Annotated in this window: 26 protein-coding genes and 1 tRNA gene; 15 read left to right on the top strand and 12 right to left on the bottom strand. The window is 73.3% G+C overall.

The window, feature by feature from the left end; all coding sequences use genetic code 11:
- Positions 1-51 precede the first annotated feature (51 nt).
- Positions 52-741 (bottom strand): histidine phosphatase family protein, encoded by a 690-nt coding sequence (locus ADL08_RS01795; RefSeq protein ID WP_053640218.1) that lies wholly within the window; start codon positions 739-741, stop codon positions 52-54.
- A gap of 155 nt (positions 742-896) precedes the next feature.
- On the opposite strand from ADL08_RS01795, the gene corA reads away from it, so the two are divergent.
- Positions 897-1,892 (top strand): magnesium/cobalt transporter CorA, encoded by a 996-nt coding sequence (gene corA, locus ADL08_RS01790; protein ID WP_053640217.1) that lies wholly within the window; start codon positions 897-899, stop codon positions 1,890-1,892.
- A gap of 33 nt (positions 1,893-1,925) precedes the next feature.
- On the opposite strand, the gene ADL08_RS01785 is transcribed toward corA, so the two are convergent.
- Positions 1,926-2,711, bottom strand: a complete 786-nt coding sequence (locus tag ADL08_RS01785; protein ID WP_053640216.1) for a hypothetical protein — start codon at positions 2,709-2,711, stop codon at positions 1,926-1,928.
- Positions 2,712-2,983: 272 nt separating this feature from the next.
- A complete protein-coding gene (locus ADL08_RS01780) occupies positions 2,984-4,033 on the bottom strand; it encodes an LLM class F420-dependent oxidoreductase (RefSeq protein ID WP_053640215.1) in 1,050 nt (349 codons plus the stop codon).
- Positions 4,034-4,162: 129 nt separating this feature from the next.
- Here ADL08_RS01780 and ADL08_RS01775 point away from each other — a divergent pair, with 129 nt between their 5' ends.
- Both ADL08_RS01775 and ADL08_RS01770 read left to right on the top strand, forming a co-directional pair.
- Positions 4,163-5,140 carry an aldo/keto reductase gene (locus ADL08_RS01775; RefSeq protein WP_053640214.1) on the top strand — a complete coding sequence of 326 codons (978 nt, stop codon included), beginning with the start codon at positions 4,163-4,165 and terminating at the stop codon, positions 5,138-5,140.
- Entirely contained in the window at positions 5,137-7,290 is a 2,154-nt protein-coding gene (locus ADL08_RS01770) for a helix-hairpin-helix domain-containing protein (protein ID WP_053640213.1), read from the top strand. The genes ADL08_RS01775 and ADL08_RS01770 overlap by 4 nt, the downstream gene beginning before the upstream one ends.
- A 70-nt stretch (positions 7,291-7,360) precedes the next feature.
- Here ADL08_RS01770 and ADL08_RS01765 read toward each other — a convergent pair whose 3' ends face one another.
- A complete protein-coding gene (locus ADL08_RS01765; protein ID WP_053640212.1) occupies positions 7,361-8,056 on the bottom strand; it encodes a hypothetical protein in 696 nt (231 codons plus the stop codon).
- A gap of 47 nt (positions 8,057-8,103) precedes the next feature.
- On the opposite strand from ADL08_RS01765, the gene ADL08_RS01760 reads away from it, so the two are divergent.
- Positions 8,104-8,292, top strand: coding sequence for a DUF5703 family protein (locus tag ADL08_RS01760; RefSeq protein WP_015032473.1), 189 nt, complete (start codon positions 8,104-8,106; stop codon positions 8,290-8,292).
- An 85-nt stretch (positions 8,293-8,377) separates the two neighbouring features.
- On the opposite strand, the gene ADL08_RS38915 is transcribed toward ADL08_RS01760, so the two are convergent.
- The 3 genes from ADL08_RS38915 to ADL08_RS01745 form a co-directional block, all read right to left on the bottom strand.
- Entirely contained in the window at positions 8,378-9,088 is a 711-nt protein-coding gene (locus tag ADL08_RS38915; protein ID WP_053640211.1) for a chaplin, read from the bottom strand.
- A 140-nt stretch (positions 9,089-9,228) separates the two neighbouring features.
- Positions 9,229-9,462 (bottom strand): chaplin ChpH, encoded by a 234-nt coding sequence (gene chpH, locus ADL08_RS01750; RefSeq protein WP_030218232.1) that lies wholly within the window; start codon positions 9,460-9,462, stop codon positions 9,229-9,231.
- Positions 9,463-9,628: 166 nt separating this feature from the next.
- A complete protein-coding gene (locus ADL08_RS01745; RefSeq protein ID WP_053640210.1) occupies positions 9,629-10,954 on the bottom strand; it encodes a M20/M25/M40 family metallo-hydrolase in 1,326 nt (441 codons plus the stop codon).
- Between the two features lie 219 nt (positions 10,955-11,173).
- Here ADL08_RS01745 and ADL08_RS01740 point away from each other — a divergent pair.
- Together ADL08_RS01740 and ADL08_RS01735 are read left to right on the top strand one after the other, a co-directional pair.
- Positions 11,174-11,261 (top strand) — tRNA-Leu (locus tag ADL08_RS01740).
- Positions 11,262-11,355: 94 nt separating this feature from the next.
- Positions 11,356-12,282, top strand: a complete 927-nt coding sequence (locus ADL08_RS01735) for a pseudouridine synthase (RefSeq protein WP_078967914.1) — start codon at positions 11,356-11,358, stop codon at positions 12,280-12,282.
- Here ADL08_RS01735 and ADL08_RS01730 read toward each other — a convergent pair.
- From ADL08_RS01730 to ADL08_RS01715, 4 genes are all read right to left on the bottom strand, one after another.
- Complete coding sequence (locus ADL08_RS01730; RefSeq protein ID WP_053640208.1) at positions 12,266-12,895, bottom strand: MBL fold metallo-hydrolase; 630 nt, start codon at positions 12,893-12,895, stop codon at positions 12,266-12,268. The genes ADL08_RS01735 and ADL08_RS01730 overlap by 17 nt on opposite strands.
- Positions 12,895-13,980, bottom strand: a complete 1,086-nt coding sequence (locus tag ADL08_RS01725; RefSeq protein WP_053640207.1) for an S-(hydroxymethyl)mycothiol dehydrogenase — start codon at positions 13,978-13,980, stop codon at positions 12,895-12,897. Before ADL08_RS01725 ends, ADL08_RS01730 begins: the two co-directional genes overlap by 1 nt.
- A gap of 112 nt (positions 13,981-14,092) precedes the next feature.
- Complete coding sequence (locus tag ADL08_RS01720; RefSeq protein ID WP_053640206.1) at positions 14,093-15,565, bottom strand: amino acid permease; 1,473 nt, start codon at positions 15,563-15,565, stop codon at positions 14,093-14,095.
- A gap of 167 nt (positions 15,566-15,732) precedes the next feature.
- Positions 15,733-16,434: a FadR/GntR family transcriptional regulator gene (locus ADL08_RS01715; protein WP_053640205.1), complete on the bottom strand. Its 702-nt coding sequence runs from the start codon at positions 16,432-16,434 to the stop codon at positions 15,733-15,735.
- A 168-nt stretch (positions 16,435-16,602) separates the two neighbouring features.
- Here ADL08_RS01715 and ADL08_RS01710 point away from each other — a divergent pair, with 168 nt between their 5' ends.
- Genes ADL08_RS01710 through ADL08_RS01700 form a run of 3 tightly spaced genes read left to right on the top strand, consistent with a single transcriptional unit; the run spans position 16,603 to position 19,057 of the window.
- Complete coding sequence (locus ADL08_RS01710; protein ID WP_053640204.1) at positions 16,603-17,124, top strand: gluconokinase; 522 nt, start codon at positions 16,603-16,605, stop codon at positions 17,122-17,124.
- Positions 17,125-17,175: 51 nt separating this feature from the next.
- On the top strand, positions 17,176-18,573 hold the full coding sequence (locus ADL08_RS01705) for a gluconate:H+ symporter (RefSeq protein ID WP_053640203.1): 1,398 nt from the start codon (positions 17,176-17,178) through the stop codon (positions 18,571-18,573).
- A 52-nt stretch (positions 18,574-18,625) separates the two neighbouring features.
- On the top strand, positions 18,626-19,057 hold the full coding sequence (locus tag ADL08_RS01700) for an ASCH domain-containing protein (protein WP_053640202.1): 432 nt from the start codon (positions 18,626-18,628) through the stop codon (positions 19,055-19,057).
- Between the two features lie 156 nt (positions 19,058-19,213).
- On the opposite strand, the gene ADL08_RS01695 is transcribed toward ADL08_RS01700, so the two are convergent.
- Entirely contained in the window at positions 19,214-20,869 is a 1,656-nt protein-coding gene (locus ADL08_RS01695) for an FAD-binding dehydrogenase (protein ID WP_053640201.1), read from the bottom strand.
- Positions 20,870-20,978: 109 nt separating this feature from the next.
- On the opposite strand from ADL08_RS01695, the gene ADL08_RS01690 reads away from it, so the two are divergent.
- From ADL08_RS01690 to ADL08_RS01665, 6 genes are all read left to right on the top strand, one after another.
- Positions 20,979-21,500: an NUDIX domain-containing protein gene (locus ADL08_RS01690; protein WP_053640200.1), complete on the top strand. Its 522-nt coding sequence runs from the start codon at positions 20,979-20,981 to the stop codon at positions 21,498-21,500.
- A 63-nt stretch (positions 21,501-21,563) separates the two neighbouring features.
- On the top strand, positions 21,564-21,956 hold the full coding sequence (locus ADL08_RS01685) for a YidH family protein (RefSeq protein WP_053640199.1): 393 nt from the start codon (positions 21,564-21,566) through the stop codon (positions 21,954-21,956).
- On the top strand, positions 21,956-22,297 hold the full coding sequence (locus ADL08_RS01680; RefSeq protein WP_234351961.1) for a DUF202 domain-containing protein: 342 nt from the start codon (positions 21,956-21,958) through the stop codon (positions 22,295-22,297). The genes ADL08_RS01685 and ADL08_RS01680 overlap by 1 nt, the downstream gene beginning before the upstream one ends.
- 129 nt (positions 22,298-22,426) lie before the next feature.
- Positions 22,427-22,723 (top strand): hypothetical protein, encoded by a 297-nt coding sequence (locus ADL08_RS01675; protein ID WP_053640198.1) that lies wholly within the window; start codon positions 22,427-22,429, stop codon positions 22,721-22,723.
- Between the two features lie 127 nt (positions 22,724-22,850).
- Positions 22,851-23,762 carry an MBL fold metallo-hydrolase gene (locus ADL08_RS01670; RefSeq protein ID WP_053640197.1) on the top strand — a complete coding sequence of 304 codons (912 nt, stop codon included), beginning with the start codon at positions 22,851-22,853 and terminating at the stop codon, positions 23,760-23,762.
- 163 nt (positions 23,763-23,925) lie between these two features.
- Positions 23,926-24,984 carry a phosphotransferase family protein gene (locus ADL08_RS01665; RefSeq protein WP_053640196.1) on the top strand — a complete coding sequence of 353 codons (1,059 nt, stop codon included), beginning with the start codon at positions 23,926-23,928 and terminating at the stop codon, positions 24,982-24,984.
- Positions 24,985-24,989: the final 5 nt, after the last annotated feature.

The raw sequence follows: 24,989 nt of genomic DNA, 5'->3' as shown, positions 1-24,989 counted from the left end.
AGTCTCGACGGTCGTACTACAACGGCGCGTCCACCCTACTGCGCGAAGGGATCACGGTGCGCCCGCACCGCCACCGACCTCGGCCGTCCCGCTGCCGCCGGGGTGCTCACGGGGGGCGAATCCGGCGAAGTCCCCCGTGTCGCCGAGCCGGAGGAGGAAGGGGCGCAGGCGCGTGTAGCGGATGACGGTGACCGAGCAGGGGTCGACGTGGACGCGCTGGAAGAGGTCGAGGTGGAGGCCGAGGGCGTCGGCCACGAGCGACTTGACGATGTCGCCGTGCGAGCACATGAGGTAGCAGGCGTCCTCGCCGTGCTCGGCCTCGATCCGCGCGTTCCAGTCCCGTACGGCCTCGACGGCGCGGTTCTGCATGGCGCGCATGGACTCGCCGCCGGGGAAGGCGGCGGCGGAGGCGTGCGCCTGGACGACCTGCATCAGGGGCTCGTCGTTGAGCTCGGCGAGCTTGCGGCCCGACCAGTCGCCGTAGTCGCACTCGTTGATCCGGTCCTCGACGTGGAGGGGGAGGTCCGGGCGGGCGTCGAGGAGGGGCCGCAGCGTCTCCCGGCAGCGCTGGAGGGGGCTGGAGACGGCGGCGGCGAGCGGGACGTCCGCGAGGCGCCCGGGGAGGGCGGCGGCCTGCGCGGCCCCGCGCTCGTCGAGCGCGATCCCGGGCGTGCGCCCGGCGAGGATCCCAGAGGTGTTGGCGGTGGAGCGTCCGTGCCGGACGAGGATCAGCGTGGCCATGCCGGCCAGCCTAGGCGGTGTCCGGCGCGGGCAGGCCTCCTCCGGCGGCGGTCGCACGCGCGCGGGGGCGACGCGCGGCGGTCACGCGCGCGTGCGCAGCGGCCCGGGGCCCGCGCGGGCCGTACGCGTGCATGGCCGAGCCGTTCGGGGGGAGAATGCGCCCCGTGATCGTGGACTCTGCCATCTACCGGGACGGGCGCCGCACGGACGGCCCCGCCGACCTCTCCGACGCCCTGGAGGAGGCGCGGTCGACGGGCGACGACGCGTTCCTGTGGGTGGGTCTGCACGAGCCCACGGAGGAGGAGTTCGACCACGTCACCTCGGAGTTCGCGCTGCACCCGCTGGCCGTCGAGGACGCCCTGAAGGCCCACCAGCGGCCCAAGCTGGAGGTCTACGACGACTCGCTCTTCATGGTGCTCAAGCCGGTCGTGTACGAGCCGGAGAGCGACCGGGTCTCCTCGGGCGAGCTGATGGTGTTCGTGGGCGACTCGTTCGTGGTCACGGTCCGGCACGGCGAGGGGGCCCCGCTGGCGGAGGTGCGCCGGCGCCTGGAGGCCGACCCGGAGGTCCTGAAGCACGGGCCGACGGCGGTCCTGTACGCGGTGAGCGACGCGATCGTGGACCACTACCTGGAGATCGCGGGCGAGCTCCAGGTAGACCTGGAGGAGCTGGAGGCGGACGTCTTCGCGCCCACCGGGGACGCGGCCTCCAACACGGCGGCGCGGATCTACACGGCGAAGCGTCAGGTCCTGGAGTTCCGGCGGGCCAGCGGTCCGCTGGCCGGTCCGATGGCCCGCCTCACGGCGGGGGCGGTGCCGTTCGTGAACGAGCACTCCCAGCCGTTCTTCCGGGACGTCAACGACCACCTGATGCGCTCCAACGAGCAGGTGGAGGGCCTGGACCGGCTCCTGTCCGACGTGCTGTCGGCCCATCTGGCGCAGATGGGGGTGCGGCAGAACGACGACATGCGGAAGATCTCGGCGTGGGCCGCCATGGCCGCGGTCCCCACCATGGTCGCGGGGATCTACGGCATGAACTTCGAGCACATGCCGGAGCTGCGCTGGAGCATGGGGTACCCGGCGGTGATCCTGGTGATGACGGGCATCGTCATCACCCTGTACCGGATGTTCAAGCGGCGCGGCTGGATGTAGGGGCGTTCCCGCCGCGGTGTGCGGGAATCCGGCTCAGAAGGCGGGGGCGGGGGTCGCGGGGCCCCCGAGGGCGTCGAGCCGCTCGGGCGTCCTGAGGTCGATCATCTTGTGCCACCCGGCGAGGCGCTCGTACGCGTACATGCCGTGGATGCCGGCGGCGAGGGCGAGGGCCTTGGGCTTCGGCCACTTCAGGATGCGGCCCATGTGGCGCATCACGGCGAGGCTGACGTCGCGGTAGACCTGGATCTCGACGAGGGCGGACTCGCGCAGGGTCCGCTGGATCAGCCGCCCGTGGCCCTGGCCGGCGAGCCGGAGCAGTTCCTCGTGGCAGTAGGCGAGGTGGTTCGCCTCGTCGTTGTCGATCATGTGGATGGCCCTGCCCAGTTCGGGGTGGTCGCCGAAGTACGTGACGAGCATGTCCATCTGGTCGGCGGCCCGCTGCTCGGTGACCCGACTGTGCGCGAGGTAGACGATGATGTCCCGCTCGGTCAGCGGCTCGTCGCGGCGGAGCTTGTCGTGCGCGAGGCCGATGCCGCGCTGTTCGAGGAGCATCGTGTAGTCGGTGTCGGGGGGCACCGGGACGGGTTCGAGGCCGCGCTTCTTCATCAACGCGTTGAAGATCCGGCCGTGCTTGTCCTCGTCGGCGCCGTGCCGGACGATCTTGGGCGCGAGTTCGAGCATCCCGGGGGCGACGAGGGCCGCGATCCGGCCGTTCTCCCAGCCGCCCTGGGTCTCGCCGCTCGCCGCGATCGAGCAGAAGAGCCGGAAGGACTCGTCGTCGTCGATGATTTCCTGGAACAGGCCCTTGGCCGTGAGCATCGCCGCCACCTCCGTGCGGACGTTCGCACTCCGGTACGTCCGGGGAGAACCACGTCCGGGGAGAACGAGTCAAGTCCGGTCCGGGACGGCGGGCAACACGGGGGCGGGAACGGATCGGCCGAAAGAGTGAGCCCCGGAGGCGTAACCAGGGGCACGCCGGAGCCGTTGTGCTGCGTGACGGCCGTGGCGGGGAAGACCCCCGAGCCCCCACCACGGCCGCAGACCTCTCCGGCGGCTCCGTGCGGGACGTCCCGCAGGGAGCCGCCGGCGCGTCACGCGAGTCCCGCGCGCTCCATCGCCTCGACGCCCGCCCGCAGGGCCGCCACCCGCTCGTCCAGGGTGAAGCCGGCCGGAGCGACGGTGAGGGTGGTGACCCCGGCCGCGGCGTAGGCCGCCATCCGGTCCGCGATCCGCTCGACGGAGCCGAGCAGGGTGGTCCGGTCGATCAGCGAGTGCGGCACGGCGGCCGCGGCGCCCGTCTTGTCGCCGGCCAGGTACTTGTCCTGGACCTCGGCGGCCTCCTTCTCGTAGCCCATGCGCCGCGCGAGCTGGTTGTAGAAGTTCTGCTTGCGGCTGCCCATGCCGCCGACGTACAGGGCGGTGTACGGGCGGAACACGTCGGCGAGCGCGTCGACGTCGTCGCCGAGGGCGAGCGGCACGGTGGGACAGACGTCGAAGCCGTCCATGGTCAGGCCGGCCTTCTCGCGGCCCGCGCGGATGTGCCGCAGGGCCGTGTCCTCCAGGTGGTCGGCGGAGGGGAAGATCAGCAGGGCGCCGTCGGCGATCTCGCCGGTCTGCTCCAGGTTCTTGGGGCCGATCGCGGCGATGTAGAGCGGGATGTGCTCGCGCTGCGGGTGCACGGTGAGCTTGAGGGGCTTGCCGGGGCCGTCCGGGAGCGGGAGGGTCCAGTGCTCGCCCTCGTAGCCGAGCCGCTCGCGGGTCATGGCCTTGCGGACGATCTCGACGTACTCGCGGGTCCGGGCGAGCGGCTTGTCGAACTTCACGCCGTACCAGCCCTCGGAGACCTGGGGTCCGGAGACGCCGAGGCCGAGGCGGAAGCGGCCGCCGCTGAGCGAGTCGAGGGTGGCGGCGGTCATCGCCGTCATGGCGGGCTGCCGGGCCGGGATCTGCATGATCGCGGAGCCGACGTCGATCCGCTCGGTCTTCGCCGCGACCCAGGCGAGGACGGTGGGCGCGTCGGAGCCGTAGGCCTCGGCGGCCCAGCAGACGTCGTACCCGAGGCGGTCCGCCTCCTGCGCGACGGCGAGGTTGTCGCCGTCCATGCCCGCGCCCCAGTAGCCGAGGTTGATGCCGAGCCGCATGCCACACACCCCTTACCCATCGGTAACGTCCCTGTGGGCCGGACTCTAGCGCGCGGTCGGCGCCTCCGACAGGACGCGGTTGTCCACAGGCTCCCTCCGCGTGGTGCCCCGGCCAGTAATCTCGCGCCCATGGAGCAGAGGCATCTCGGACGTACGGGCCTGCGTGTGTCGCGCGTCGGACTCGGCACCCTCACCTGGGGCCGGGACACCGACGAGCACGACGCCGCCGAGCAGCTGAAGGCGTTCTGGGACGCCGGCGGCACGCTCGTGGACACCGCCGACGTGTACGGCGGGGGCGAGGCGGAGTACCTGCTCGGCCGCCTCATGGAGCGGCTCGTGCCCCGGCAGGACCTCGTCCTGTCGACCAAGGCGGGCAGCGTTCCCGATCCCGACCGGCGCACGGACGGCTCGCGCGGACACCTGCTCGCCGCGCTCGACGCCTCCCTCGCCCGGCTCGGCACGGACCACGTGGACCTGTGGCAGCTGCACGCCTTCGACCCCCACACGCCGCTGGAGGAGTCCCTCCAGGCGCTCGACATCGCCGTGCGCAGCGGGCGGGCCCGGTACGCGGGCGTGGCGAACTTCTGCGGCTGGCAGCTCGCCAAGGCGGGCACCTGGCAGCTCGCCGGGGACCGGACCCGGCTCGCGGGCGCGCAGCTGGAGTACTCGCTGCTCCAGCGGGGCGTGGAGCGCGAGGTGCTGCCGGCCGCCATGGACCTCGGGATGGGCCTGCTGCCCTCCTCGCCGCTGGGGCGCGGCGTCCTGACGGGCAAGTACCGGAGCGGGACGCCGTCGGACTCGCGGGGCGCGTCGGAGCGGATGGCGCCGTTCGTGGAGCCGTACCTGGACGAGGCGGCGAGCCGGATCGTGGACGCGGTGACGACGGCGGCCGACGGCCTCGCGACGACCCCGCTCCACGTGGCGCTCGCCTGGGTCCGCGACCGGCCCGGGGTGACCGCCCCGATCGTCGGCGCGCGCACGGCGCGCCAGCTCGCGGCCGCGTTGTCGGTGGAGACCCTTAGTCTTCCTGACGAGATCTGTCGGGCGCTGGACGACGTGTCGGCGCCCGTGCACCGCTATCCGGATCACGACTGGAGCACCTTGTGACCGAGCCTTCCGGGGAGACCGCGCCCGAGGCACCCGAGGACGTGGAGCCCACCGAGGACGTACGGGAGGAGACCGGGGCGGCCGACGCCGCCGAGGGGGCCGGGAAGCCGGCCGAGGAGACCGAGAAGCCGGCCGAGGTCGCTGGGGACGCCGACGCGCCCGGGCCGAGCGAGGCGCAGGCCGAGCTGGCCGCGCAGCGGGAGCTGCGGGCGAGGATCGAGGCGCGGAAGGCCGGGAAGGACGGTCCGGTCGAGGCCGGGGCCAAGCTGAGCGGCACCGCCGCGGACCTCCTCGCGGCGGTCCGGGCCGTGGAGGGCGGCGCGGCCAGGGGCAGTGCCTTCTACGAGGCGGCCGAGCCGGCGCCCCGGCCCGCCGTCCCCGAACCGGCCCCGGTGGCCGCCCCCCGGCCCCCCGCACCGGACCGGGCGACGGCCCCGGCGCCCGCCACCACGGCCGCCGTCCGCGAGGTCCTGGCGAAGGGCGGCGCCCCGGAGGCGCTGGCCGGGCCGGTGGCCGCCGTGTTCGGCGAGGGCGCGGCGGCGGCGCTGTCCGACGACCCCTGGCAGCTCCTCGCGGTGGCGGGGGTGCGGCCGGAGCAGGCCGACGGCTTCGCGCGGGCGCTGCTCGGCCCCGACTGCGGCCCCGGCGACCCGCGCCGGACGGTCGCCCTCACGGTGTGGCTCCTGGAGCGGGCCGCGCTCCAGGGACACACCGCCCTGGAGCTGGACGCGGTGCGCGCCGGGCTCGCCGCGCACTCCGTGCCCGACCCCGACGAAGCCGTCGACACGGCGGTCTCCGAGGGGGCGGTCCACCTCTTCCGGGAGGAGCGGGAGGAGCCGGCGGAGGAGTCCGACGAGAACGAGGACGCGGACGCGGACCGGCCGACGGACGGGGCGGCGGGCGAGAGCGGCGAGGAGCCGCCCGCGCTGCTCGGCCTCGACCGGTACGCGCTCGCGGAGGAGAGCCTCGCGGAGGGCCTCGCCCGCCTCGTCAGGACGGTCACGGCCGACACCTGGGAGGGCTCCGAGCTCGAACGCGCCGCCGGTGCGCACGGCCTCGTGCTGCACACCGGTGGCGAGGCAGCCCGCGCCGAGCCGGTGGCGCTCGCGGCGGCGGCCCGTGAGCGGGGCCTGCGCGCCCTGGTCGCGGTCCACTCCGACGACGGGCGGCGCGCGCTCGGCGCCGCGGGGACGGAGGCCGTGACGGTCGCCGCCCTGCTGTCCGGGGCGGCCGGACCGGGCCGGGACGAGGACGGCGCCTTCGCCCTCGACCTCCTGGTGGTGCTCGACGCGCCGCAGCTGGACGTGGAGACGGCCGCGACGCTCGTGGAGTCGCTGCCGGACGGCTGCCGCCTGGTCCTGAGCGGCGACCCGGAGGTCCTCGGGGCGCCGGGCGCGGGCCGGGCCTTCGCCGACGCGCTCGCGGCCCGGGTGTGCCCCCGGATCGCCTCGCGCGTCCCCGACCCGGGGCCGCTCGGCGAGCTGGTGTCGGGCGTCGGCGCCGGCGAGCTGAACCAGGTCGAGGCGCCCGGCAAGGAGATCGTGATCGTCCCGGTGCGGGACGCGGGCGAGGCCGTGCACCGTACGGTCCAGCTGGTGGCCGACTCGGTGCCCCGGGCGTTCGGGGTGCCGCCGGAGCGGACGCAGGTCGTCACGGTCGGCCACGGCGGCTCGGCCGGCACGCGCGCGCTGAACGCGGCCCTCAAGCAGCGGCTCAATCCCGGGCCCGGCCGGTTCGGCGGCTACGACCCCGGGGACCGGGTGGCGTACGCGCCCGCGCCCGGCCGGACGGTCACCGGCACGGTCCTCTCGGCCGACGCCGAGGGCCTGCGGCTGCGGTGCGGGGACGACGAGGTCCTCGTACCGAAGGAGCGGGTGGAGTCGGCGCTGCGGCACGGCTGGGCCCTCACCGCGCACCAGGCGGCCGGGACGCGGTGGCCCGCGGTGGTCGCGGTGCTGCCCGGGGACGCGGCCGGGGGTCTGAGCCGGCCCTGGGTGTACACGGCCTTCGGCCGGGCGGAGCGCCATCTGTCGGTCGTGCACGGCGTGGACCAGGCGCTGCCCCGCGCGGTGGCCGAGGGGGTGGCCCCGGAGCGCACGACACGGCTGCGGCCGCTCCTGGAGGCGCTGCTCGCCGCTCCCGGGGAGTAGGAACGGCGGGAGGGCCGGGACGCCTCGTACGGCGTCCCGGCCCTCCCGCGTCCCCGCGTCGGCCCGGAGGTCAGGCGCGGACCCTCCCGACCGTGCCGCCTTCGGCGGCGCCGTCGTCGTCCTCTTCCGCTTCCGCTTCCTCGTCCTCGTCCTCGTCCTCGTCGAAGACGGAGCTGACGTCGAAGCGGCAGACGATCCGCTCCGGGTCCGCGTGCTCGAAGGGGGCGCCGAGCCACTCCCCCGGTTCCGGGAGCTCGTCGGCCGCGACGACCCAGAGCGTGGAGTCGCCCTCCTCCAGACCGAAGTCCTTGTGCCGGGAGGCGATCTCGTCCGGCTCGTACTCGCCGAAGAGCACGCCGAGCGCGGCGAGGGGCGAGACCCCGGCCTTGGCGGCCGCCCCGGTGACGTCCTCGCCGCCGCTCTCGGCGACTCGGCGGGCCTGGGCGAGCAGTCGCCGGGGTTCCGCCACGGCGTAGTCGCGGCGGATCAGGAGGCTGAGGGCGTGGGGTTCGTCGGGTCCGGTGTACGGCGGCAGGGAGCCGTCCGCTCCGGGGATCTCGAAGGGGGTGACCTCGTCGTAGTGGTCGTAGAGGAGTTCGTCGTAGGTCTCGGCCGCCGAGGCCAGGGCGTTGAAGGCCTCGTAGACGGCCGGGTCGTCGTCCCCCGTGCGGCGTTCGACCGCCGCGAGGTGACGGTCCAGTGCGGCTTTGACCGCCTCGGCGGCGGCACGTACCTCGGCAGCGGTGGGCTGCGCAGCATCAGACATGGGACAGACGCTATCCGTACCGGGGCCGTGCCCGCACAATAGATGCGATGCCGGAATACGAATTTGTCGACGTGTACGTGCCGCGCGGTGTCTCCCGCAAGGAGGCGACGCGGCTGCTGACCGATCATGCCGAGTACGGACACTGGGAGTTGGACCGTCTGAGCCTGCACCGGGACGGGAGCCGCAGGGTGCGGCTGAAGCGGCGGATCATCCGCCAGGTCAGGGCGACCTGGTAGCCCGAAGGACGACGAGAAGGGGCCCCGCGGTGTGCGGGGCCCCTGTGCGTGGCGCGTGTCACACGGCCTCGGCCGTGCGCCGTCCTCAGGCGGCGCGGCGGGCGCGGCGGTAGATCAGCGAACCGGCGAGCAGCAGTCCGGCGCCGGCCGGGACGATCACGCCGAGCGGCCCGGAGCCGGTCTCGGCGAGCTCCTCGACGGCCCGCGGCGGCGCCGCGACGTGCGTGCCGGGGTTGTTCGACCCGCCCTCGGTGCCGGGGGTGCCCGGGGTGCCGGGGGTCTCGGGAGTGCCGGGGTTTCCGGGGGTGCCGGGGTTGCCCGGGTTCTCGGGGTTTCCGGGGTTCCCCGGGTGCGTCGGCTCGACCTCGTTGGCGCAGTCGTTGCCCGCGGCCGGGTTGAGGAGGCCGATGACCGAGACGCTGTTGCCGCACGCGTTCACCGGGACGTCGACCGGCACCTGGACGTTGTTCCCGGAGCCCACGCCGAGCGAGTCGCTCGTGTGGCCCCCGGCGGAGGACCCGCCGCCGGGCTTGCCCGGCTTTCCGGGCCCGGAGACGTTGGCGCACTTGTTGCCCATCGCCGGATTCAGCAGCCCGACGACGCTGACGGTGTTTCCGCAGGCGTTCACCGGCACGTGCACCGGGACCTGGACGGAATTGCCGGACGCGACGCCCGGGGAGTTCGTGGCCGCGCCGTTCGCACCGGAGTCGGCGTGCGCATAACCGCCGCCGACCGCGGCGAAGACGCCGCCCGCGGCCGCAACGGTGATGAGGCCCTTGCGCGTGACCTGTCGCATAGCTTGTTCCCTGCCTGCTCGGCTTCGAAGAGGTGCCACCGGGCGGAGGGCCCGGGGCGGAAATGGCCACCGGCCCCGGAGTGCATGGCACGCACTCCGGGGCCGGACCGGCTCACGCCCCCACGGGGCGGGGCACAACGTCAGGCGTTGACGCAGGTGTTGCCGAAGGCGGGGTTCAGCAGGCCGATCACGGAGACCGTGTTGCCGCACAGGTTCACGGGAACGTGAACCGGCACCTGGACGACGTTGCCCGAGAGGACACCGGGGGAACCGATGGCCGCACCCTGGGCACCCGCGTCGGCAACGGCCATGCCCGCACCCGCGAGAACGAGACCGCCAGTGGCAGCCGCAGCAGCGACGACCTTCTTGATCATTATTCCTCCTAGTTGGCAATGCGGCCCCAGCCGCGGACCGCACACCTGTAACGAGGGGGAAGGGTGGGGGCTACGAGCGCCCGAGTTCATTCACTCTTTTCGGGCACGCGCAAACGCACGGACGAATTCCGCGGGCACTCACGGCGGACGGTCCCGGCGGGCGGTCTCAGCAGGCGTCCAGGAAGCGGTCCAGGACGCGGGCGCCGAACTTGAGGCCGTCGACCGGGACCCGCTCGTCCACGCCGTGGAACATGCCGGCGAAGTCGAGCTCCGGCGGCAGCTGGAGCGGGGCGAAGCCGAAGCAGCGGATGCCGAGGTCGTCGAAGGACTTGGCGTCGGTGCCGCCGGAGAGCATGTACGGCACGGCGCGGGCGATCGGGTCCTCGGCGCGCAGGGCCAGCTGCATGGCGTCGACCAGGGCGCCGTCGAAGCTGGTCTCCAGGGCCTTGTCGCCGTGCACGTCCTCGCGCTTCACCCGGGGCCCGAGGATCCGGTCGAGGTCGGCCAGGAACTCCTGCTCGTATCCGGGCAGGAAGCGGCCGTCGACGTGCGCCGTGGCCTGGCCGGGGATCACGTTCACCTTGTAGCCGGCGCCGAGCATGGTCGGGGCGGCCGAGTTGCGCAGGGTGGCGCCGATCATCTTGGCGATGCCACCGAGCTTGGCGAGGGTGGCGTCCATGTCCTCGGGGTCGAGCGGGGTGCCCAGGGCGTCCGAGAGTTCGTCCAGGAAGGAGCGGACGGTCTTGGTGACCCTCACCGGCCACTGGTGGCGGCCGAGGCGGCCCACGGCCTCGCAGAGCTCCGTGATGGCGTTGTCGTCGTTGGTCATCGAGCCGTGGCCCGCGGTGCCCTCGACGGTCAGCCGCATCCAGTGCATGCCCTTCTGGGCCGTCTCCACCAGGTAGAGCCGCAGGTTCTCGTTGACGGTGAAGGAGAAGCCGCCGACCTCGCCGATCGCCTCGGTGACCCCCTCGAAGAGGTCCCGGTGCTCGTCGACCAGGTGCCGGGCGCCGTAGGTGCCGCCGGCCTCCTCGTCGGCGAGGAAGGCGAGGACGACGTCGCGCGGGGGCTTGCGGCCGCTGCGCAGCCGGTCCCGCACGACCGCGAGGGTCATCGCGTCCATGTCCTTCATGTCGACGGCGCCGCGGCCCCAGACGCAGCCGTCGGCGATCTCCCCGGAGAAGGGGTGGTGGGTCCAGTCCTCGGCGTTGGCCGGGACGACGTCGGTGTGGCCGTGGATCAGCAGGGCGGGCCGCGACGGGTCCTCGCCCTCGATCCGGGCGACGGTGGAGGCCCGGCCCCGGTGCGACTCGATGACCTTCGGTTCGAGGCCGACCTCGGCGAGCTTCTCCGCGATGTACTCCGCCGCCGCCCGCTCCCCCGGCCCCGAGTGGTCGCCGTAGTTGCTGGTGTCGATGCGGATGAGGTCGCGACAGAGGTCGACTACCTCGTCCTCGCCGCGGACGCTCCCGGCCGTGTTCGACTCGCTCACGCTGCTTCCTCCCACTACGTGCCCCACGTGATTGCTGGTGGTCTCCCCCCATCCTCCCGCGCGGCCCCCTCGCGGCCCAAGGCCGCCCGCCGACCGTCATGCGGCTGTCACATGCCCGGGGCCGTCCGGGGCCGCCCGGGGGTGGTGATCGACCACCCCGAATGTTTGCTATGGTTTTCCTCGTCGGAAGGGCCCAGCGGCCGGGAAGACAGACACCTTGTCCGGGTGGCGGAATGGCAGACGCGCTAGCTTGAGGTGCTAGTGCCCTTTATCGGGCGTGGGGGTTCAAGTCCCCCCTCGGACACCACACGGAGTCCCGGTCGAGATCTTCTCGACCGGGACTTCCGCGTATGCGCGTGCGTCACGGGCGCGCGTGCGTACGGACGGCACGAGGCGGAGCGGTGAGACGCAGAACCAGGCCCCCCGCGTCGCCGCTGTCCCAGCGGGACGGGATCGATCCCGTACGGGTGCGGCTGCCGGAGGATCCGGACGGCGCCTGGGCGACCGTACGGGACCACCTGCTCGACCGGTACGGGGCGGCCGTCGGGGCCGGGCGGGTCGAGGAGATGCTGCGGGCGGGGCGGTTCGTCGGGACCGACGGGCCGGTCGCCGGGGACGAGCCGTACGCCGCGGGGCGGTGGCTCTGGTTCCACCGGGACTTCCCGCCGGAGGCTCCGGTGCCGTTCGGGGTCGGGGTCGTGTACCGGGACGAGCGGATCGTGGTGGCCGACAAGCCGCACTTCCTGGCGACGATGCCCCGGGGGCGGCACGTCACGGAGACCGCGACGGCGCGGCTGCGGAGGGACCTGGGGCTGCCCCGGTTGCAGCCCGCGCACCGGCTCGACCGGCTGACGGCGGGGCTCGTCCTCTTCGTCGTGCGGGAGGAGGACCGGGGGGCGTACCAGACGCTGTTCCGGGACCGGGCCGTGCGCAAGGAGTACGAGGCGGTGGCGCCGCACGACCCGGCGGTGGGGCTGCCGGTGACGGTGCGGAGCCGGATCGAGAAGGAGCGCGGGGTGATGGCCGCCCGGGAGGTGCCGGGCGAGCCGAACGCCGAGAGCCGGATCGCGCTCGTGGCGCACGCGGGCGGGCTCGGCCGGTACCGGCTGGAGCCGGTGACCGGGCGGACGCACCAGCTGCGGGTGCACATGAACGCGCTCGGGCTGCCGATCCTGAACGATCCGGTCTATCCGGTGGTCCGTGAGGACGGGCCGGAGGACTTCGGGCGTCCGCTGCACCTGCTGGCGCGGACGCTGGAGTTCACCGACCCGTTCACGGGCCGCGCGATGCGCTTCGGGAGCCGGCTGCGGCTCAGTGGCCCCGGCTGATCCACTCCTGGAGGTGGGGGGCCTCGGCGCCGACGGTGGTGGTGTCGCCGTGGCCGGTGCGCACCACCGTCTCCGGCGGCAGGGCGAGGAGCCTGTCCCGGATCGAGTCGACGATCGTGGGGAAGTCCGAGAAGGACCGGCCGGTGGCGCCGGGGCCGCCCTGGAAGAGGGTGTCACCGGTGAAGACCGTGCCGAGCTCCGGCGCGTACAGGCTGACCGCTCCCGGGGCGTGGCCCGGGGTGTGCAGGACCGTGAGGTCGGTGCCGGCGATGGTGAGGACCTGGCCGTCGGCGAGGTCGCCGTCCGGGCTGTGGTCGGGGTGGGTCCGCTTCCACAGCGGCAGGTCGGCGGGGTGGAGCAGGATGCGGGCGCCGGTGGCGGCCGCGAGCGCCGGGGCCGCGTCCACGTGGTCGTTGTGGGCGTGGGTGCAGACGATGGCGCGCAGGGTGCGTCCGTCGAGCGCGGCGAGGATGGCCCCGGCGTCGTGGGCGGCGTCGATGACGATCGCCTCGGTGTCGTCGCCGACGATCCAGACGTTGTTGTCGACGTCCCAGGTGCCGCCGTCGAGGCTGAAGGTGCCGGAGGTGACGAGGTGGTCGATCCGGGCGGTCATCACAGCACCACCACCGAGCGCAGGACGTCGCCCTGGTGCATGCGGGCGAAGGCCTGCTCGACCTCGCCGAGGCCGATGGTCTCGGTGACGAAGGCGGCGAGGTCGATGCGGCCCTGCTGGTGCAGGTCGACGAGCATCGGGAAGTCGCGGGAGGGCAGGCAGTCGCCGTACCAGGAGGACTTGAGCGCGCCGCCGCGGCCGAAGACGTCGAGGAGGGGCAGTTCGAGCTTCATTTCGGGGGTGGGGACGCCGACGAGGACGACGGTGCCGGCCAGGTCGCGGGCGTAGAAGGCCTGCTCGTACGTCTCCGGGCGGCCGACGGCCTCGATGACGACGTCGGCGCCGAAGCCGCCGGTGAGTTCGCGGATCGCCTCGACGGGGTCGGTGGAGCGGGAGTCGACGGTGTGGGTGGCGCCCATCGCCTTCGCCGTCTCCAGCTTCCGGTCGTCGACGTCGACGGCGATGATCTTCGAGGCTCCGGCGAGGCGGGCGCCGACGACCGCCGCGTCGCCGACGCCGCCGCAGCCGATGACGGCGACGGTGTCGCCGCGGCCGACGTTGCCGGTGTTGAGGGCGGCGCCGATGCCGGCCATCACGCCGCAGCCGAGGAGGCCCGCGACCTCGGGGGCGACGGCGGGGTCGACCTTGGTGCACTGGCCGGAGGCGACGAGGGTCTTCTCGGCGAAGGCGCCGATGCCGAGGGCCGGGGAGAGCTCCGTGCCGTCGAGCAGGGTCATGCGCTGCTCGGCGTTGTGGGTGTCGAAGCAGTACCAGGGGCGGCCGCGCAGACAGGCGCGGCAGGTGCCGCACACGGCACGCCAGTTGAGGATCACGAAGTCGCCGGGGGCGACGTCGGTGACGCCCTCGCCGACCGACTCCACGATTCCGGCGGCCTCGTGGCCGAGGAGGAAGGGGAACTCGTCGTTGATGCCGCCCTGCTTGTAGTGGAGGTCGGTGTGGCAGACGCCGCACGCCTGGATCTTCACGACGGCCTCGCCGGGGCCCGGATCGGGGATCACGATCGTCTCGACCCGTACCGGTTCGTTTTTGCCGGGGGCGATGACCCCCTGGACGTGCTGCGGCATCGCGAACTTCCTTTTCTGCGAACGGATCTTGTAAGGCTCCTGCGTACCACTATCTCCTGACAAAAGGCGAGACCCCCGCAGGCCGTGCCCGCGGGGGTTCCCTGACGGTACGTCAGTCGCGCGGGGTCGCGGCGGTGTCGCGGACCCGGCGGCGGACCAGGAACCAGCCGCCGACGAGCGCGGCCGCGATGAGCGGCAGGCAGTTCACGGTGGTGCGGCTGATGCCCTCGTCCATCCACATGAGGACGAGGACGGAGCCGAGGAAGAGGAGGGTGACGATCTGGGTGTACGGGGCCCAGGGCAGCCGGTAGCCGGGGCGGGCGAGCCTGCCCTGCTCGGCCCGGCGCCAGAACAGCAGCGAGCAGACCATGATCATGGCCCAGGTGCCGATGATGCCGATCGAGGCGAAGTTGAGGACCAGTTCGAAGGCCTCGCCGGGCATGACGTAGTTGAGGGCGACGCCGAGGACGCCGAAGCCCGCGGTGAGCAGGATGCCGCCGTAGGGGACGCCGCCCTTGTTCATGACGCCGGTGAAGCGGGGCGCGGAGCCGGCGAGCGACATGGAGCGCAGGATGCGGCCGGTGGAGTACAGGCCCGAGTTGAGGCTGGAGAGGGCGGCGGTGAGGACGACGAGGTTCATCACGCCGGCGGCGCCGGGGATGCCCAGCTTGTCGAAGACGGTGACGAAGGGGCTCTGGTCGCCGGAGTAGGCCGTGTACGGCAGCAGGAGGGCGAGCAGGACGACGGAGCCGACGTAGAAGAGGCCCACGCGCCACATGATCGAGTTGATCGCCTTCGGCATGATCTTCTCGGGGTTCTCGGTCTCGCCCGCGGCGACGCCGCACAGTTCGACGGAGGCGTAGGCGAAGACGACGCCCTGGATGAGCAGCAGCATCGGCATCATGCCGTTCGGGAAGACGCCGCCGTTGTCGGCGATGTTGCCGAGGCCGGGGGTGTGGCCGCCGACGTCGTGGGAGGTCACGACGAGGAAGATGCCGACCAGCATGAAGGCGACCAGGGCGGCGACCTTGACGATGGCGAACCAGAACTCCATCTCGCCGAAGTACTTCACGGAGATGAGGTTGGCGGCGAGGACGACCGCGAGGGCGATCAGGGCGAGGATCCACTGCGGGACGTCGCTGAACATCGACCAGAAGTGGGCGTAGGTGGCGGCCGCGGTGATGTCGGCGACGGCGGTGGTCGACCAGTTGAGGAAGTAGAGCCAGCCGGCCGTGTAGGCGCCCTTCTCGCCCATGAACTCGCGCGCGTAGGAGACGAAGGCGCCGGAGGAGGGGCGGTAGAGCACCAGCTCGCCGAGGGCGCGGACCACGAAGAAGGCGAAGACGCCGCAGACGGCGTAGGCGATGAAGAGGGAGGGCCCGGCCTGGGACATGCGGCCGCCGGCGCCCAGGAAGAGCCCGGTGCCGATGGCGCCGCCGATGGCGATCATGTTGATGTGCCGGGACTTGAGGTCCTTGCGGTATCCGGCGTCGCCGGCGTCGACGTGGGGGGTGGCGGCCGTGGGCCCGCCGGATGCCGCCGGTGCGGCGGACAGCGGGTCGGCCGCGGTGACGCGGTCACTCATGGAGTCGTTCGCCTTCGTGAGGGGGGCTGTGCGGTACCCGGTCGCACCCGGTGGGGGGTCTCCCCGGTACGACCAGCGCACATCCTCACGGCACGGGGCGGTAACTGACTGTGGCGCATGTCACTGAACGCCCATATTTGAGCTAGTTCAGAGCTTGCGTCCGGTTGTCACGGCGCGAGGACGTCCAGCTCCTGGAGGGCGCCGACCGCGATCCGGCGGGTCAGCTCCTCGGCGCGGGCCGCGTCCCGCTCCCGTACGGCCTCGGCGACCTGGACGTGGAGGGTGACGGCGGCCGGGTCCGGGTCCTCGAACATCACGTGGTGGTGGGTGCGGCCGGTGAGGACCTCCGCGACGACGTCGCCGAGGCGGGCGAACATCTCGTTGCCGGAGGCGTTGAGGACGACCCGGTGGAAGGCGATGTCGTGGACGAGGTACTCCTCCAGGCGCCGGCCGCGCGAGGTGGCGACCATGCCGAGGGCCTCCTCGGTGAGTTCGCGGCACTGCTCGGGGGTGGCGTTGACGGCCGCGAGGCCCGCGGCGACGGGCTCGACGGCGGAGCGGAGCACGGTGAGCGAGCGGAGCTGGCGGGGGCGGTCGGCGCCGGCCAGGCGCCAGCGGATGACCTGGGGGTCGTACACGTTCCAGCTCGCGGTGGGGAGCACGGTCACGCCGACGCGGCGGCGGGACTCGACCAGGTGCATGGACTCCAGGACCCGGACGACCTCGCGGACCACGGTCCGGGAGACGTCGAAGCGCCGGGCGAGCTCGTCGGTGCGCAGCACGGTGCCGGGCGGGTATTCCCCCGCGGTGATCGCGAGGCCCAGGGTGGCCAGGACGTGGGAGTGAAGCCCCTGGGCCTGTGTCGTCATGGGAGCCAGCCTATGCGGGTACGCGGGGGTGATCACGTCCGGAGCGCACCCCGGCATAAAAAGTACGACTTTTATGTCACAGCCTCTTGAATACGTCGTACCCAATGGGTTTCATGAGCGCGACGGACAACGGAATCGATGTCGAAGAGGACAGCGAGGCAACCTCCCATGAGCAGCACACCCCAGGCCCCTCCCGTCGTCGTCGTGATGGGCGTCGCGGGAACCGGCAAGACCACCATCGGTCCGCTGGTCGCCGAGGCCCTCGGCCTCCCCTACGCCGAGGGCGACGACTTCCACCCCGCGGCCAACGTCGCCAAGATGTCGGCCGGCGTCCCGCTGGACGACGAGGACCGGGGCCCCTGGCTGGACGCCATCGGGGCGTGGGCGCACGGCCGGGCCGGACTCGGCGGCGTGGTGAGCAGCTCCGCGCTGAAGCGGGCCTACCGGGACCGGCTGCGCGCCGCCGCGCCCGGCGTCGTCTTCCTGCACCTGACCGGCGACCGGGAACTCATCGAGGGCCGGATGGCCGCGCGCAAGGGGCACTTCATGCCGACGGCGCTGCTCGACTCCCAGTTCGCCACCCTGGAGCCGCTCCGGTCCGACGAGGCCGGCGTCGCCGTCGACGTGTCCGGCACCCCCGAGGAGATCACCGCCCGCGCCGTCGTCGCACTGCGCGGCCGGGCCGGCTGACCCCCTCCGCCCCCCTTTTTCTTCTCTCCTGCCCGTACGAAGGACACCACCGTGACCAGTCTCAGCGTCGAGACCCTGGCAGCGGACGCCGCCGAACCGATCACCTCGGCGGGCAACGCCCAGCTCGGGATCGCCGTGCTCGCCGGCATCGCCGTCATCGTCCTGCTCATCACCAAGTTCAAGCTGCACGCGTTCCTGGCGCTGACCATCGGGTCGCTCGCGCTCGGCGCGTTCGCGGGCGCGCCGCTCGCGGACACCATCAAGTCCTTCACCGCCGGCCTCGGCGCCACCGTCGCCGGCGTGGGCGTGCTGATCGCCCTCGGCGCCATCCTCGGCAAGCTGCTCGCGGACTCCGGCGGCGCGGACCAGATCGTCGACACGATCCTGGCGAGGGCGAGCGGCCGGGCCATGCCGTGGGCGATGGTGCTCATCGCCTCCGTGATCGGCCTGCCGCTCTTCTTCGAGGTCGGCATCGTGCTGCTGATCCCGGTCGTGCTGCTCGTCGCCAAGCGCGGCGACTACTCCCTGATGCGGATCGGCATCCCGGCCCTCGCCGGCCTCTCCGTGATGCACGGGCTCATCCCGCCGCACCCCGGCCCGCTCGTCGCGATCGACGCCGTCGGCGCCAACCTGGGCGTCACCCTCGCCCTCGGTCTCGTCGTCGCGATCCCGACCGTGATCATCGCCGGTCCGCTCTTCTCCCGGTACGCGGCCCGCTGGGTGGACATCCCGGCCCCCGAGAACATGATCCCGACGCGCCCCTCCGAGGACCTGGAGAAGCGCCCCGGCTTCGGCGTCACCGTCGCGACCGTACTCCTTCCGGTCGTCCTGATGCTGGTGAAGGCGCTCGTCGACATCGTCGTGGACGACCCCGAGAACGGCGTCCAGAAGGTCACCGACGTCATCGGCTCGCCACTGATCGCGCTGCTCGCCGCCGTCGTGGTCGCGCTCTTCACCCTGGGCCGGGCGGCCGGCTTCAGCAAGGAGCGCCTGTCCTCGACCGTCGAGAAGTCCCTCGCCCCGATCGCGGGCGTCCTGATGATCGTCGGCGCGGGCGGCGGCTTCAAGCAGACCCTGATCGACATAGGCGTCGGCCGGATGATCCTGGACTTCTCCGAGAGCTGGTCCATCCCGGCCCTGCTGCTCGCCTGGCTGATCGCGGTCGCGATCCGGCTCGCGACGGGCTCCGCGACGGTGGCGACGATCTCGGCGGCGGGGCTGGTGGCTCCGCTGGCGGAGGGCATGTCCACGGGCGAGACGGCGCTGCTCGTCCTCGCGATCGGCGCCGGTTCGCTCTTCTTCAGCCATGTCAACGACGCCGGGTTCTGGCTGGTGAAGGAGTACTTCGGCATGAGCGTCGGCCAGACGATCAAGACCTGGTCGGTGATGGAGACGATCATCTCGGTCGTGGGCATCGTGTTCGTGCTGCTGCTGTCGCTGGTGTTGTAGCGCCGCCGGAAACGAGAGGTGAGGGCCGGTGGTGGCTGACAGACTGTCGGCCATGACCGGCCTTCACGCGCTCAAGCCCTTCCTGCTCGCCTTCCCCGGCCCCCTGCGGGACCGGCTCGTCGCGGCGGTCCTCTCCGGCGAGAAGACCGCCACGACGGGGCTCCTCCTGGAGTACGAGGCCGAGAACGAGGAGCTGCCCGAGGTCGGCGAACGGTCGGCCGTCATCGACTCGGACGGCCGCGAGGTGGCGGTCGTGGAGATCACGGAGGTCCGGGTCCTGCCCCTGCGCGACGCGGACCTCCGCCTCGCGCTCGGCGAGGGCGAGGGCTACCGGTCGGTCGCGGAGTGGCGCGCGGGCCACGACGACTTCTGGCACGGCGAGGAGATGCGGGAGGCGCTGGGGGACCCGGAGTTCGTCGTGGACGACGACACGATGCTGGTGGTGGAGTGGTTCCGGGTGGTGGAGGTGCTCCGGGGGGCCTGACCGAAGGCCGCGCCGAGGGGGCCGGGGCCGCCGGTGTCCCCGGCGGAGGACCGGCCCCGCCGGAGGACCGGCCCCGCCGGAGGACCGGCCCCGCCGGAGGACCGGCCCCGCCGGAGGACCGGCCCCGCCGAAGACCTCGTGCCGGGGCCCCGGTCCTCAGCCCACCGCCCTCGCCGCCGCCCGGCCCGCCGCGCGGCCCGAGAAGACGCAGCCGCCGAGGAAGGTGCCTTCGAGGGAGCGGTAGCCGTGGACGCCGCCGCCGCCGAAGCCGGCCGCCTCGCCCGCCGCGTACACGCCCTCCAGGGGTGCGCCGTCCTCCGTCAGGACGCGGGAGTCGAGGTCGGTCTCCAGGCCGCCGAGGGACTTGCGGGTGAGGATGTTGAGGCGCACGGCGATCAGCGGGCCCGCCCCGGGGTCCAGGATGCGGTGCGGGGCCGCCGTGCGGATGAGCTTGTCGCCCAGGTACCTGCGGGCGCCCCGGATCGCCGTGACCTGGAGGTCCTTGGTGAAGGGGTTGGCGATCTCGCGGTCGCGGGCGGTGAGTTCGCGGCGCAGGTCGGCCTCGTCGATCAGCGGCACGTCGGTGAGCGCGTTCATGCCCCGGACGAGGGCGGAGAGGTCCTTCTCGACGACGAAGTCGACGCCCTTGTCCATGAAGGCCTGGACGGGGCCGGGCACGTCCGCCCGCGCGCGGCCGATGACGTCGCGGACCGACTTGCCGGTGAGGTCCGGGTTCTGCTCGGAGCCCGAGAGGGCGAACTCCTTGCCGATGATCTTCTTGTCGAGGACGAACCAGGTGTGGTCGTGCCCGGTCCGCATGATGTGTTCGAGGGTGCCGAGGGTGTCGAAGCCGGGGAAGAGCGGCACGGGCAGCCGCTTGCCGGTGGCGTCGAGCCAGAGGGAGGACGGGCCGGGCAGGATGCGGATGCCGTGGCGGGCCCAGATGGGGTTCCAGTTCTCGATGCCCTCGGTGTAGTGCCACATCCGGTCGCGGTTGATGTGGCTGGCGCCGGCCTTCTCGGCGATGCCGAGCATGAGCCCGTCGACGTGCGCGGGGACGCCGGAGAGCAGCTTGGCGGGCGGGGTGCCCAGGCGGGCGGGCCACTGGGCGCGGACGAGGTCGTGGTTGCCGCCGATGCCGCCGGAGGTGACGATCACGGCCTGGGCGCGCAGTGCGAAGGAGCCGGTGGCCCCGCGGCCGCTGGCGGTGCCCCGGGGGGCGGCGGAGGGTTCCAGGACCTCGCCGGTGACGGTGTCGACGGCTCCGGCGGTGCGGCCGAGGCCGGTGACGCGGTGGCGGAAGCGGAGCCGGACCAGGCCGCGGGCGACGCCCTCGCGGACCTTCCGCTCGAAGGGGGCGACGAGGCCGGGGCCCGTACCCCAGGTGATGTGGAAGCGGGGAACGGAGTTGCCGTGCCCGGTGGCGTCGTAGCCGCCGCGCTCGGCCCAGCCGACGACGGGGAAGAAGCGCACCCCGCGCGCGTGGAGCCAGGCGCGCTTCTCGCCGGCCGCGAAGTCGACGTACGCCTCGGCCCACTTCCTCGGCCAGTGGTCCTCGGTCCGGTCGAAGCCGGCGGTGCCGTACCAGTCCTGGAGGGCGAGGGCGTGGCTGTCCTTGACGCGCATCCGGCGCTGCTCGGGCGAGTCGACCAGGAAGAGGCCGCCGAAGGACCAGTGGGCCTGGCCTCCGAGGGACTGTTCGGGCTCCTGGTCGAGGAGGATCACGGTGCGGCCGGCGTCGACCAGCTCGGCGGTGGCGACGAGTCCGGCGAGACCGGCCCCGATCACGATCACATCAGCGTCATAGGACATGGACCGCATCTTGGATACACCGGTGTATCGAGTCAACCGTTCGGACGCGCGGTCTCCCGGCGCGGTCCCGCCGGGTCGTTCCGCCGGACGGTTTTGCTTGGATGGCGCCATGAGTTCAGCCGATGAGATTCTCGACGTCGTCGACGAGCAGGACCGGGTGGTCGGGCGGGCCCCGCGCGGCGAGGTGTACGCCCGGGGCCTGATCCACCGCTGCGTCTTCGTCCGGGTCCGGGACGCCGACGGCCGGGTCTTCGTGCACCGCAGGACGCCCACGAAGCTGGTCTTCCCCTCGATGTACGACATGTTCGTCGGCGGTGTCGTCGGCGCGGGCGAGTCCTACGACGAGGCCGCGCTGCGCGAGGCCGAGGAGGAGCTGGGGGTGCGGGGGCTCCCCCGCCCCGAGCCGGTGCTGCGCTTCCTGTACGACTCCGGGGGCGTGGCCGGGAAGTGGTGGTCGGCCGTGTACGAGGTCCGCTGCGAGCTGCCGGTGGACCCGCAGGTCGAGGAGGTCGCCTGGCACGCCTTCCTGACGGAGGACGAGCTGGCCGCGCGGCTCGGTGAGTGGGAGTGGGTGCCGGACGGGCTCGCCGCGTACGAGCGGCTGCGGGCGGAGGCGGCGGGGCGGGGCTGAGGGCCCGGCCACCGGGCCCCCGCGCACCGGGCGGTCGGATGATCAGACCGTTAGGGTGCGCGTGTGAGCGATTTCGTGCAGAGTCTGCGGCTCTGGTTCGCGCCGCAGCGGATCCGGGACGAGGGGGACACCCCCGACTACCGCTTCTCCCTCGCCAACGAACGGACCTTCCTCGCCTGGATCCGGACCGCGCTCGCCCTGGTCGGCGGCGGCTTCGCCGTCGACCAGTTCCTCCCCGACCTGCGGTGGGGGGTGCGGGTCGGGCTCGCGCTCGCGCTGCTCGCCGCCGGGGTGCTGTGCGCCCTGCGCGCGGTGAACCACTGGGTGCGCTGCGAGCGGGCGATGCGGCGCGGCGAGGACCTTCCGGTGTCCCGGTTCCCGGCGGTGCTCAGCCTCGCGGTGGCCGTGGTGGCGCTCGCGATGGTGGTGGTCGTGCTCTTCGGCTGGGCCGGGTAGTGGAGGGGCCGCCGGACGCGGGCGACGCCGGGGCGGTGGTGACCCGGGACCCCGGGCTCCAGCCGGAGCGGACCCGGCTCGCCTGGCGGCGCACCACGCTCTCCTGCACGGTCGTGGCGGTGCTCGCCGTCAAGCTGGCCGTCCAGGACGAGACCACGCCCCGGGGGCTGGCCGGGCTCGCCCTCTCCGCCCTCGCGTGGGTCCTGTTCCTGGTGGTGGCCCACCGCCGGATCCGCTCCCTGGACACGGCCCGGCCGCGTCCGCTCACCCACCGGGACGCGCTGCTCGCCGCCGCGTGCACGATCGGTCTCGCCGTCTTCGGGGCGGCGCTGATCTGGTGAGCCCGGCGGCGCCCCCGTAAGGGACGGGGTGGGGGAGAACACGGACGCGGCGAACCTTCCGAACCAGGACGAGAGGGGCGTATCGGACTAGCCTGGAAAGGTCAGCCGTCCCCTCACGGAGGCCTTGTGATGACCGTTCTCCACCACGAACACCCCACGCACGCCCACGCCCACGGTCCGGACTGCGGCCACCGGGCGGTGGGCCACGGGGACCACGTCGACTACGCGCACGACGGGCACCTCCACCGCGAGCACTCGGGTCACTGGGACGAGTGCGAGCCGGCCGGTCACGTCTCCCACGAGGCGCACGCGCACGAGCACGGGCCCGACTGCGGCCACGAGTCGGTGACGCACGGCGACCACGTCGACTACGTGCACGACGGACACCGGCACGCGGCGCACGACGGGCACTGGGACGACCACTGACCCGGTGACCGGCCCGGCGCCCCCCACCGCGCCGCGCTCCCGGACGGACCGCTTCCGACTTCCCCCGGCCCGGGGCCGACTGGCACTCTCCCCCCTGTCAGGTCCGGCTCTCACCCGGGGGAATCCCTTGTCTTCCACCGACCCCTACGTGGTCACCCTCGCCCCGCACGTCCACGCCTTCGTCCAGCCCGACGGGGGCTGGTGCCTGAACAACGCGGGCTTCCTCGGCGACGCGGGCGAGTCGCTGCTCGTCGACACCGCCGCCACCGAACGGCGGGCCCTGCTGCTGCGCGAGGCCGTCCTCGCCGCCGGGTTCCCGCTGCCGCGCACGGTCGTCTCCACCCACCACCACGGGGACCACACCTACGGGAACGGGGTGTTCGCCCCCGAGGCGCGGATCGTGGGGCACGAGAACTGCCGGGCCGAGCAGCTCGCGGCCGGACACCAGCTCCATCTGATCTGGCCGCGGACCGACTTCGGCCGGGTGGACATCCTGCCGCCGTCCGTCACGTACACCGACCGGCTGACGCTGCACGTCGGCGGGATCGAGGTGCGGGTGCTCCACCCGGGCGCCGCGCACACCACGGGCGACTCGATCGTGCACCTCCCCGAGCAGGGGGTGGTCTTCACGGGCGACCTGGTCTTCCACGGCGGGACGCCGTTCCTGCCGATGGGGTCGCTCGCCGGTTCGCTGCGCGCGCTCGCCCTGCTGCGCTCGCTCGACGCGCCGACGGTGGTGCCCGGACACGGGCGGGTGACCGACCCCTCGGCGTACGACGCGACGGAGCGGTACCTGCTGTGGGTGCGGGAGCTGGCCGCCGAGGGGTACGCGAGGGGGGACGCGCCGCTGGAGACGGCGCGGCGGGCGGAGCTCGGCGAGTTCGCCGCGTGGCGGGAGAGCGAGCGCCTGGTGGCGAACCTGCACCGGGCCCACGCGGAGCTGGCGGGCCTGCCGGAGGGGCACCCGCTCGACCCGGTGGCGGTCTTCGGCGACATGGCGGCGATGAACGGCGGGGTGCCGGTGGCCTGCCACGCCTGAGCCGCCGGGGAGCGCGTGCCGGAGGGAGGACCACCCCCTCGGCGCGCGCTCTCCGCGCCTGCGGCGGGGGCGCCCCCGGAGTGTGGCGGACACCCCTCTGGACGACATACCGACTGGTCGGTCATCATGAGGGCCGACCGAAGCCGATCCGGAGGTACGCCCGATGAGCTCCGCCCCTGACCCGCAGTCGACGACGCGGGAGGTACCCCCACCGGGTCTCGACCCCGAGCGGCTGCGCCGTTTCCTCGACCGCGAGCGGCCCGGCCTGGCCGCCGGCCCCCTCGAAGCCCGGCTGATCGAGGGCGGGCGCTCGAACCTGACGTACGCGGTGACCGACGGCACCGCCGCCGGCCGCTGGGTCGTCCGCAGGCCCCCGCTCGGCCACGTCCTGGCCACCGCCCACGACATGCGGCGCGAGCACCGCGTGATCAGCGCCCTGCACGCGACGGACGTGCCCGTGCCCGGGACGGTCCTGCTCTGCGAGGACGAGTCGGTCCTCGGCGCGCCGTTCTACGTCATGGAGTTCGTCGAGGGGACGCCGTACCGCTCGGCCCGCGAGCTCGCCCCGCTGGGCCCCGAGCGCACCCGCGCCGCCGTCCTCGGCCTGGTCGACACCCTGGTCGACCTGCACGCCGTGGACCCCGACGCGGTCGGACTCGGCGACTTCGGGCGGCCCGACGGCTTCCTCGACCGGCAGCTGCGGCGCTGGGGCAAGCAGCTCGACGCCTCGCGCGGCCGGGAGCTGGCCGGGATCGACGAGCTGCACGCCGCCCTCGGCCGGGCGCTGCCGTCCTCTCCCCCGCCCACCGTGGTCCACGGCGACTACCGGCTCGACAACGTCCTCGTCGGCCCCGACGACCGCATCCGGGCCGTCCTGGACTGGGAGATGTCGACGCTCGGCGACCCGCTCACCGACCTCGGCCTGCTCGTCATGTACAGCACCCCGCTGGACCTGCCGGGCTCCCCCATCTCCACGACCGCCGCGGCCGCCGGGCACCCGAGCGCCGCCGAGCTGGTCCAGCGCTACGCGGCCCGCTCGGGCTGCGACACCTCCGCCCTCTCCTGGTACACGGCCTTCGCCTGGTTCAAGCTCGCCGTGATCCTGGAGGGCATCCACTACCGCTACACCCTCGGCCAGACGGTCGGCGCCGGCTTCGACCGCATCGGCGAGCTCGTCCCCGTCTTCATCGCACACGGCCTGACCACCCTTCAGGAGGGCTGAACCCC

Origin of the sequence: Streptomyces sp. NRRL F-6492, from assembly GCF_001280125.1 — a bacterium.
In the GTDB taxonomy this organism is placed as follows: domain Bacteria; phylum Actinomycetota; class Actinomycetes; order Streptomycetales; family Streptomycetaceae; genus Streptomyces.
Note: the sequence above shows the minus strand (reverse complement) of the source record. Positions and strands in the feature narration are given on the sequence as shown.

Bases quoted from the DNA above. Each gene is read 5' to 3' on its own strand.
- ADL08_RS01795 (WP_053640218.1), bottom strand. From the start codon at position 741: ATGGCCACGCTGATCCTCGTCCGGCACGGACGCTCCACCGCCAACACC.
- corA (WP_053640217.1), top strand. From the start codon at position 897: ATGCGCCCCGTGATCGTGGACTCTGCCATCTACCGGGACGGGCGCCGC.
- ADL08_RS01785 (WP_053640216.1), bottom strand. From the start codon at position 2,711: ATGCTCACGGCCAAGGGCCTGTTCCAGGAAATCATCGACGACGACGAG.
- ADL08_RS01780 (WP_053640215.1), bottom strand. From the start codon at position 4,033: ATGCGGCTCGGCATCAACCTCGGCTACTGGGGCGCGGGCATGGACGGC.
- ADL08_RS01775 (WP_053640214.1), top strand. From the start codon at position 4,163: ATGGAGCAGAGGCATCTCGGACGTACGGGCCTGCGTGTGTCGCGCGTC.
- ADL08_RS01765 (WP_053640212.1), bottom strand. From the start codon at position 8,056: ATGTCTGATGCTGCGCAGCCCACCGCTGCCGAGGTACGTGCCGCCGCC.
- ADL08_RS01760 (WP_015032473.1), top strand. From the start codon at position 8,104: ATGCCGGAATACGAATTTGTCGACGTGTACGTGCCGCGCGGTGTCTCC.
- ADL08_RS38915 (WP_053640211.1), bottom strand. From the start codon at position 9,088: ATGCGACAGGTCACGCGCAAGGGCCTCATCACCGTTGCGGCCGCGGGC.
- chpH (WP_030218232.1), bottom strand. From the start codon at position 9,462: ATGATCAAGAAGGTCGTCGCTGCTGCGGCTGCCACTGGCGGTCTCGTT.
- ADL08_RS01730 (WP_053640208.1), bottom strand. From the start codon at position 12,895: ATGACCGCCCGGATCGACCACCTCGTCACCTCCGGCACCTTCAGCCTC.
- ADL08_RS01725 (WP_053640207.1), bottom strand. From the start codon at position 13,980: ATGCCGCAGCACGTCCAGGGGGTCATCGCCCCCGGCAAAAACGAACCG.
- ADL08_RS01720 (WP_053640206.1), bottom strand. From the start codon at position 15,565: ATGAGTGACCGCGTCACCGCGGCCGACCCGCTGTCCGCCGCACCGGCG.
- ADL08_RS01715 (WP_053640205.1), bottom strand. From the start codon at position 16,434: ATGACGACACAGGCCCAGGGGCTTCACTCCCACGTCCTGGCCACCCTG.
- ADL08_RS01710 (WP_053640204.1), top strand. From the start codon at position 16,603: ATGAGCAGCACACCCCAGGCCCCTCCCGTCGTCGTCGTGATGGGCGTC.
- ADL08_RS01700 (WP_053640202.1), top strand. From the start codon at position 18,626: ATGACCGGCCTTCACGCGCTCAAGCCCTTCCTGCTCGCCTTCCCCGGC.
- ADL08_RS01695 (WP_053640201.1), bottom strand. From the start codon at position 20,869: ATGTCCTATGACGCTGATGTGATCGTGATCGGGGCCGGTCTCGCCGGA.
- ADL08_RS01690 (WP_053640200.1), top strand. From the start codon at position 20,979: ATGAGTTCAGCCGATGAGATTCTCGACGTCGTCGACGAGCAGGACCGG.
- ADL08_RS01675 (WP_053640198.1), top strand. From the start codon at position 22,427: ATGACCGTTCTCCACCACGAACACCCCACGCACGCCCACGCCCACGGT.
- ADL08_RS01665 (WP_053640196.1), top strand. From the start codon at position 23,926: ATGAGCTCCGCCCCTGACCCGCAGTCGACGACGCGGGAGGTACCCCCA.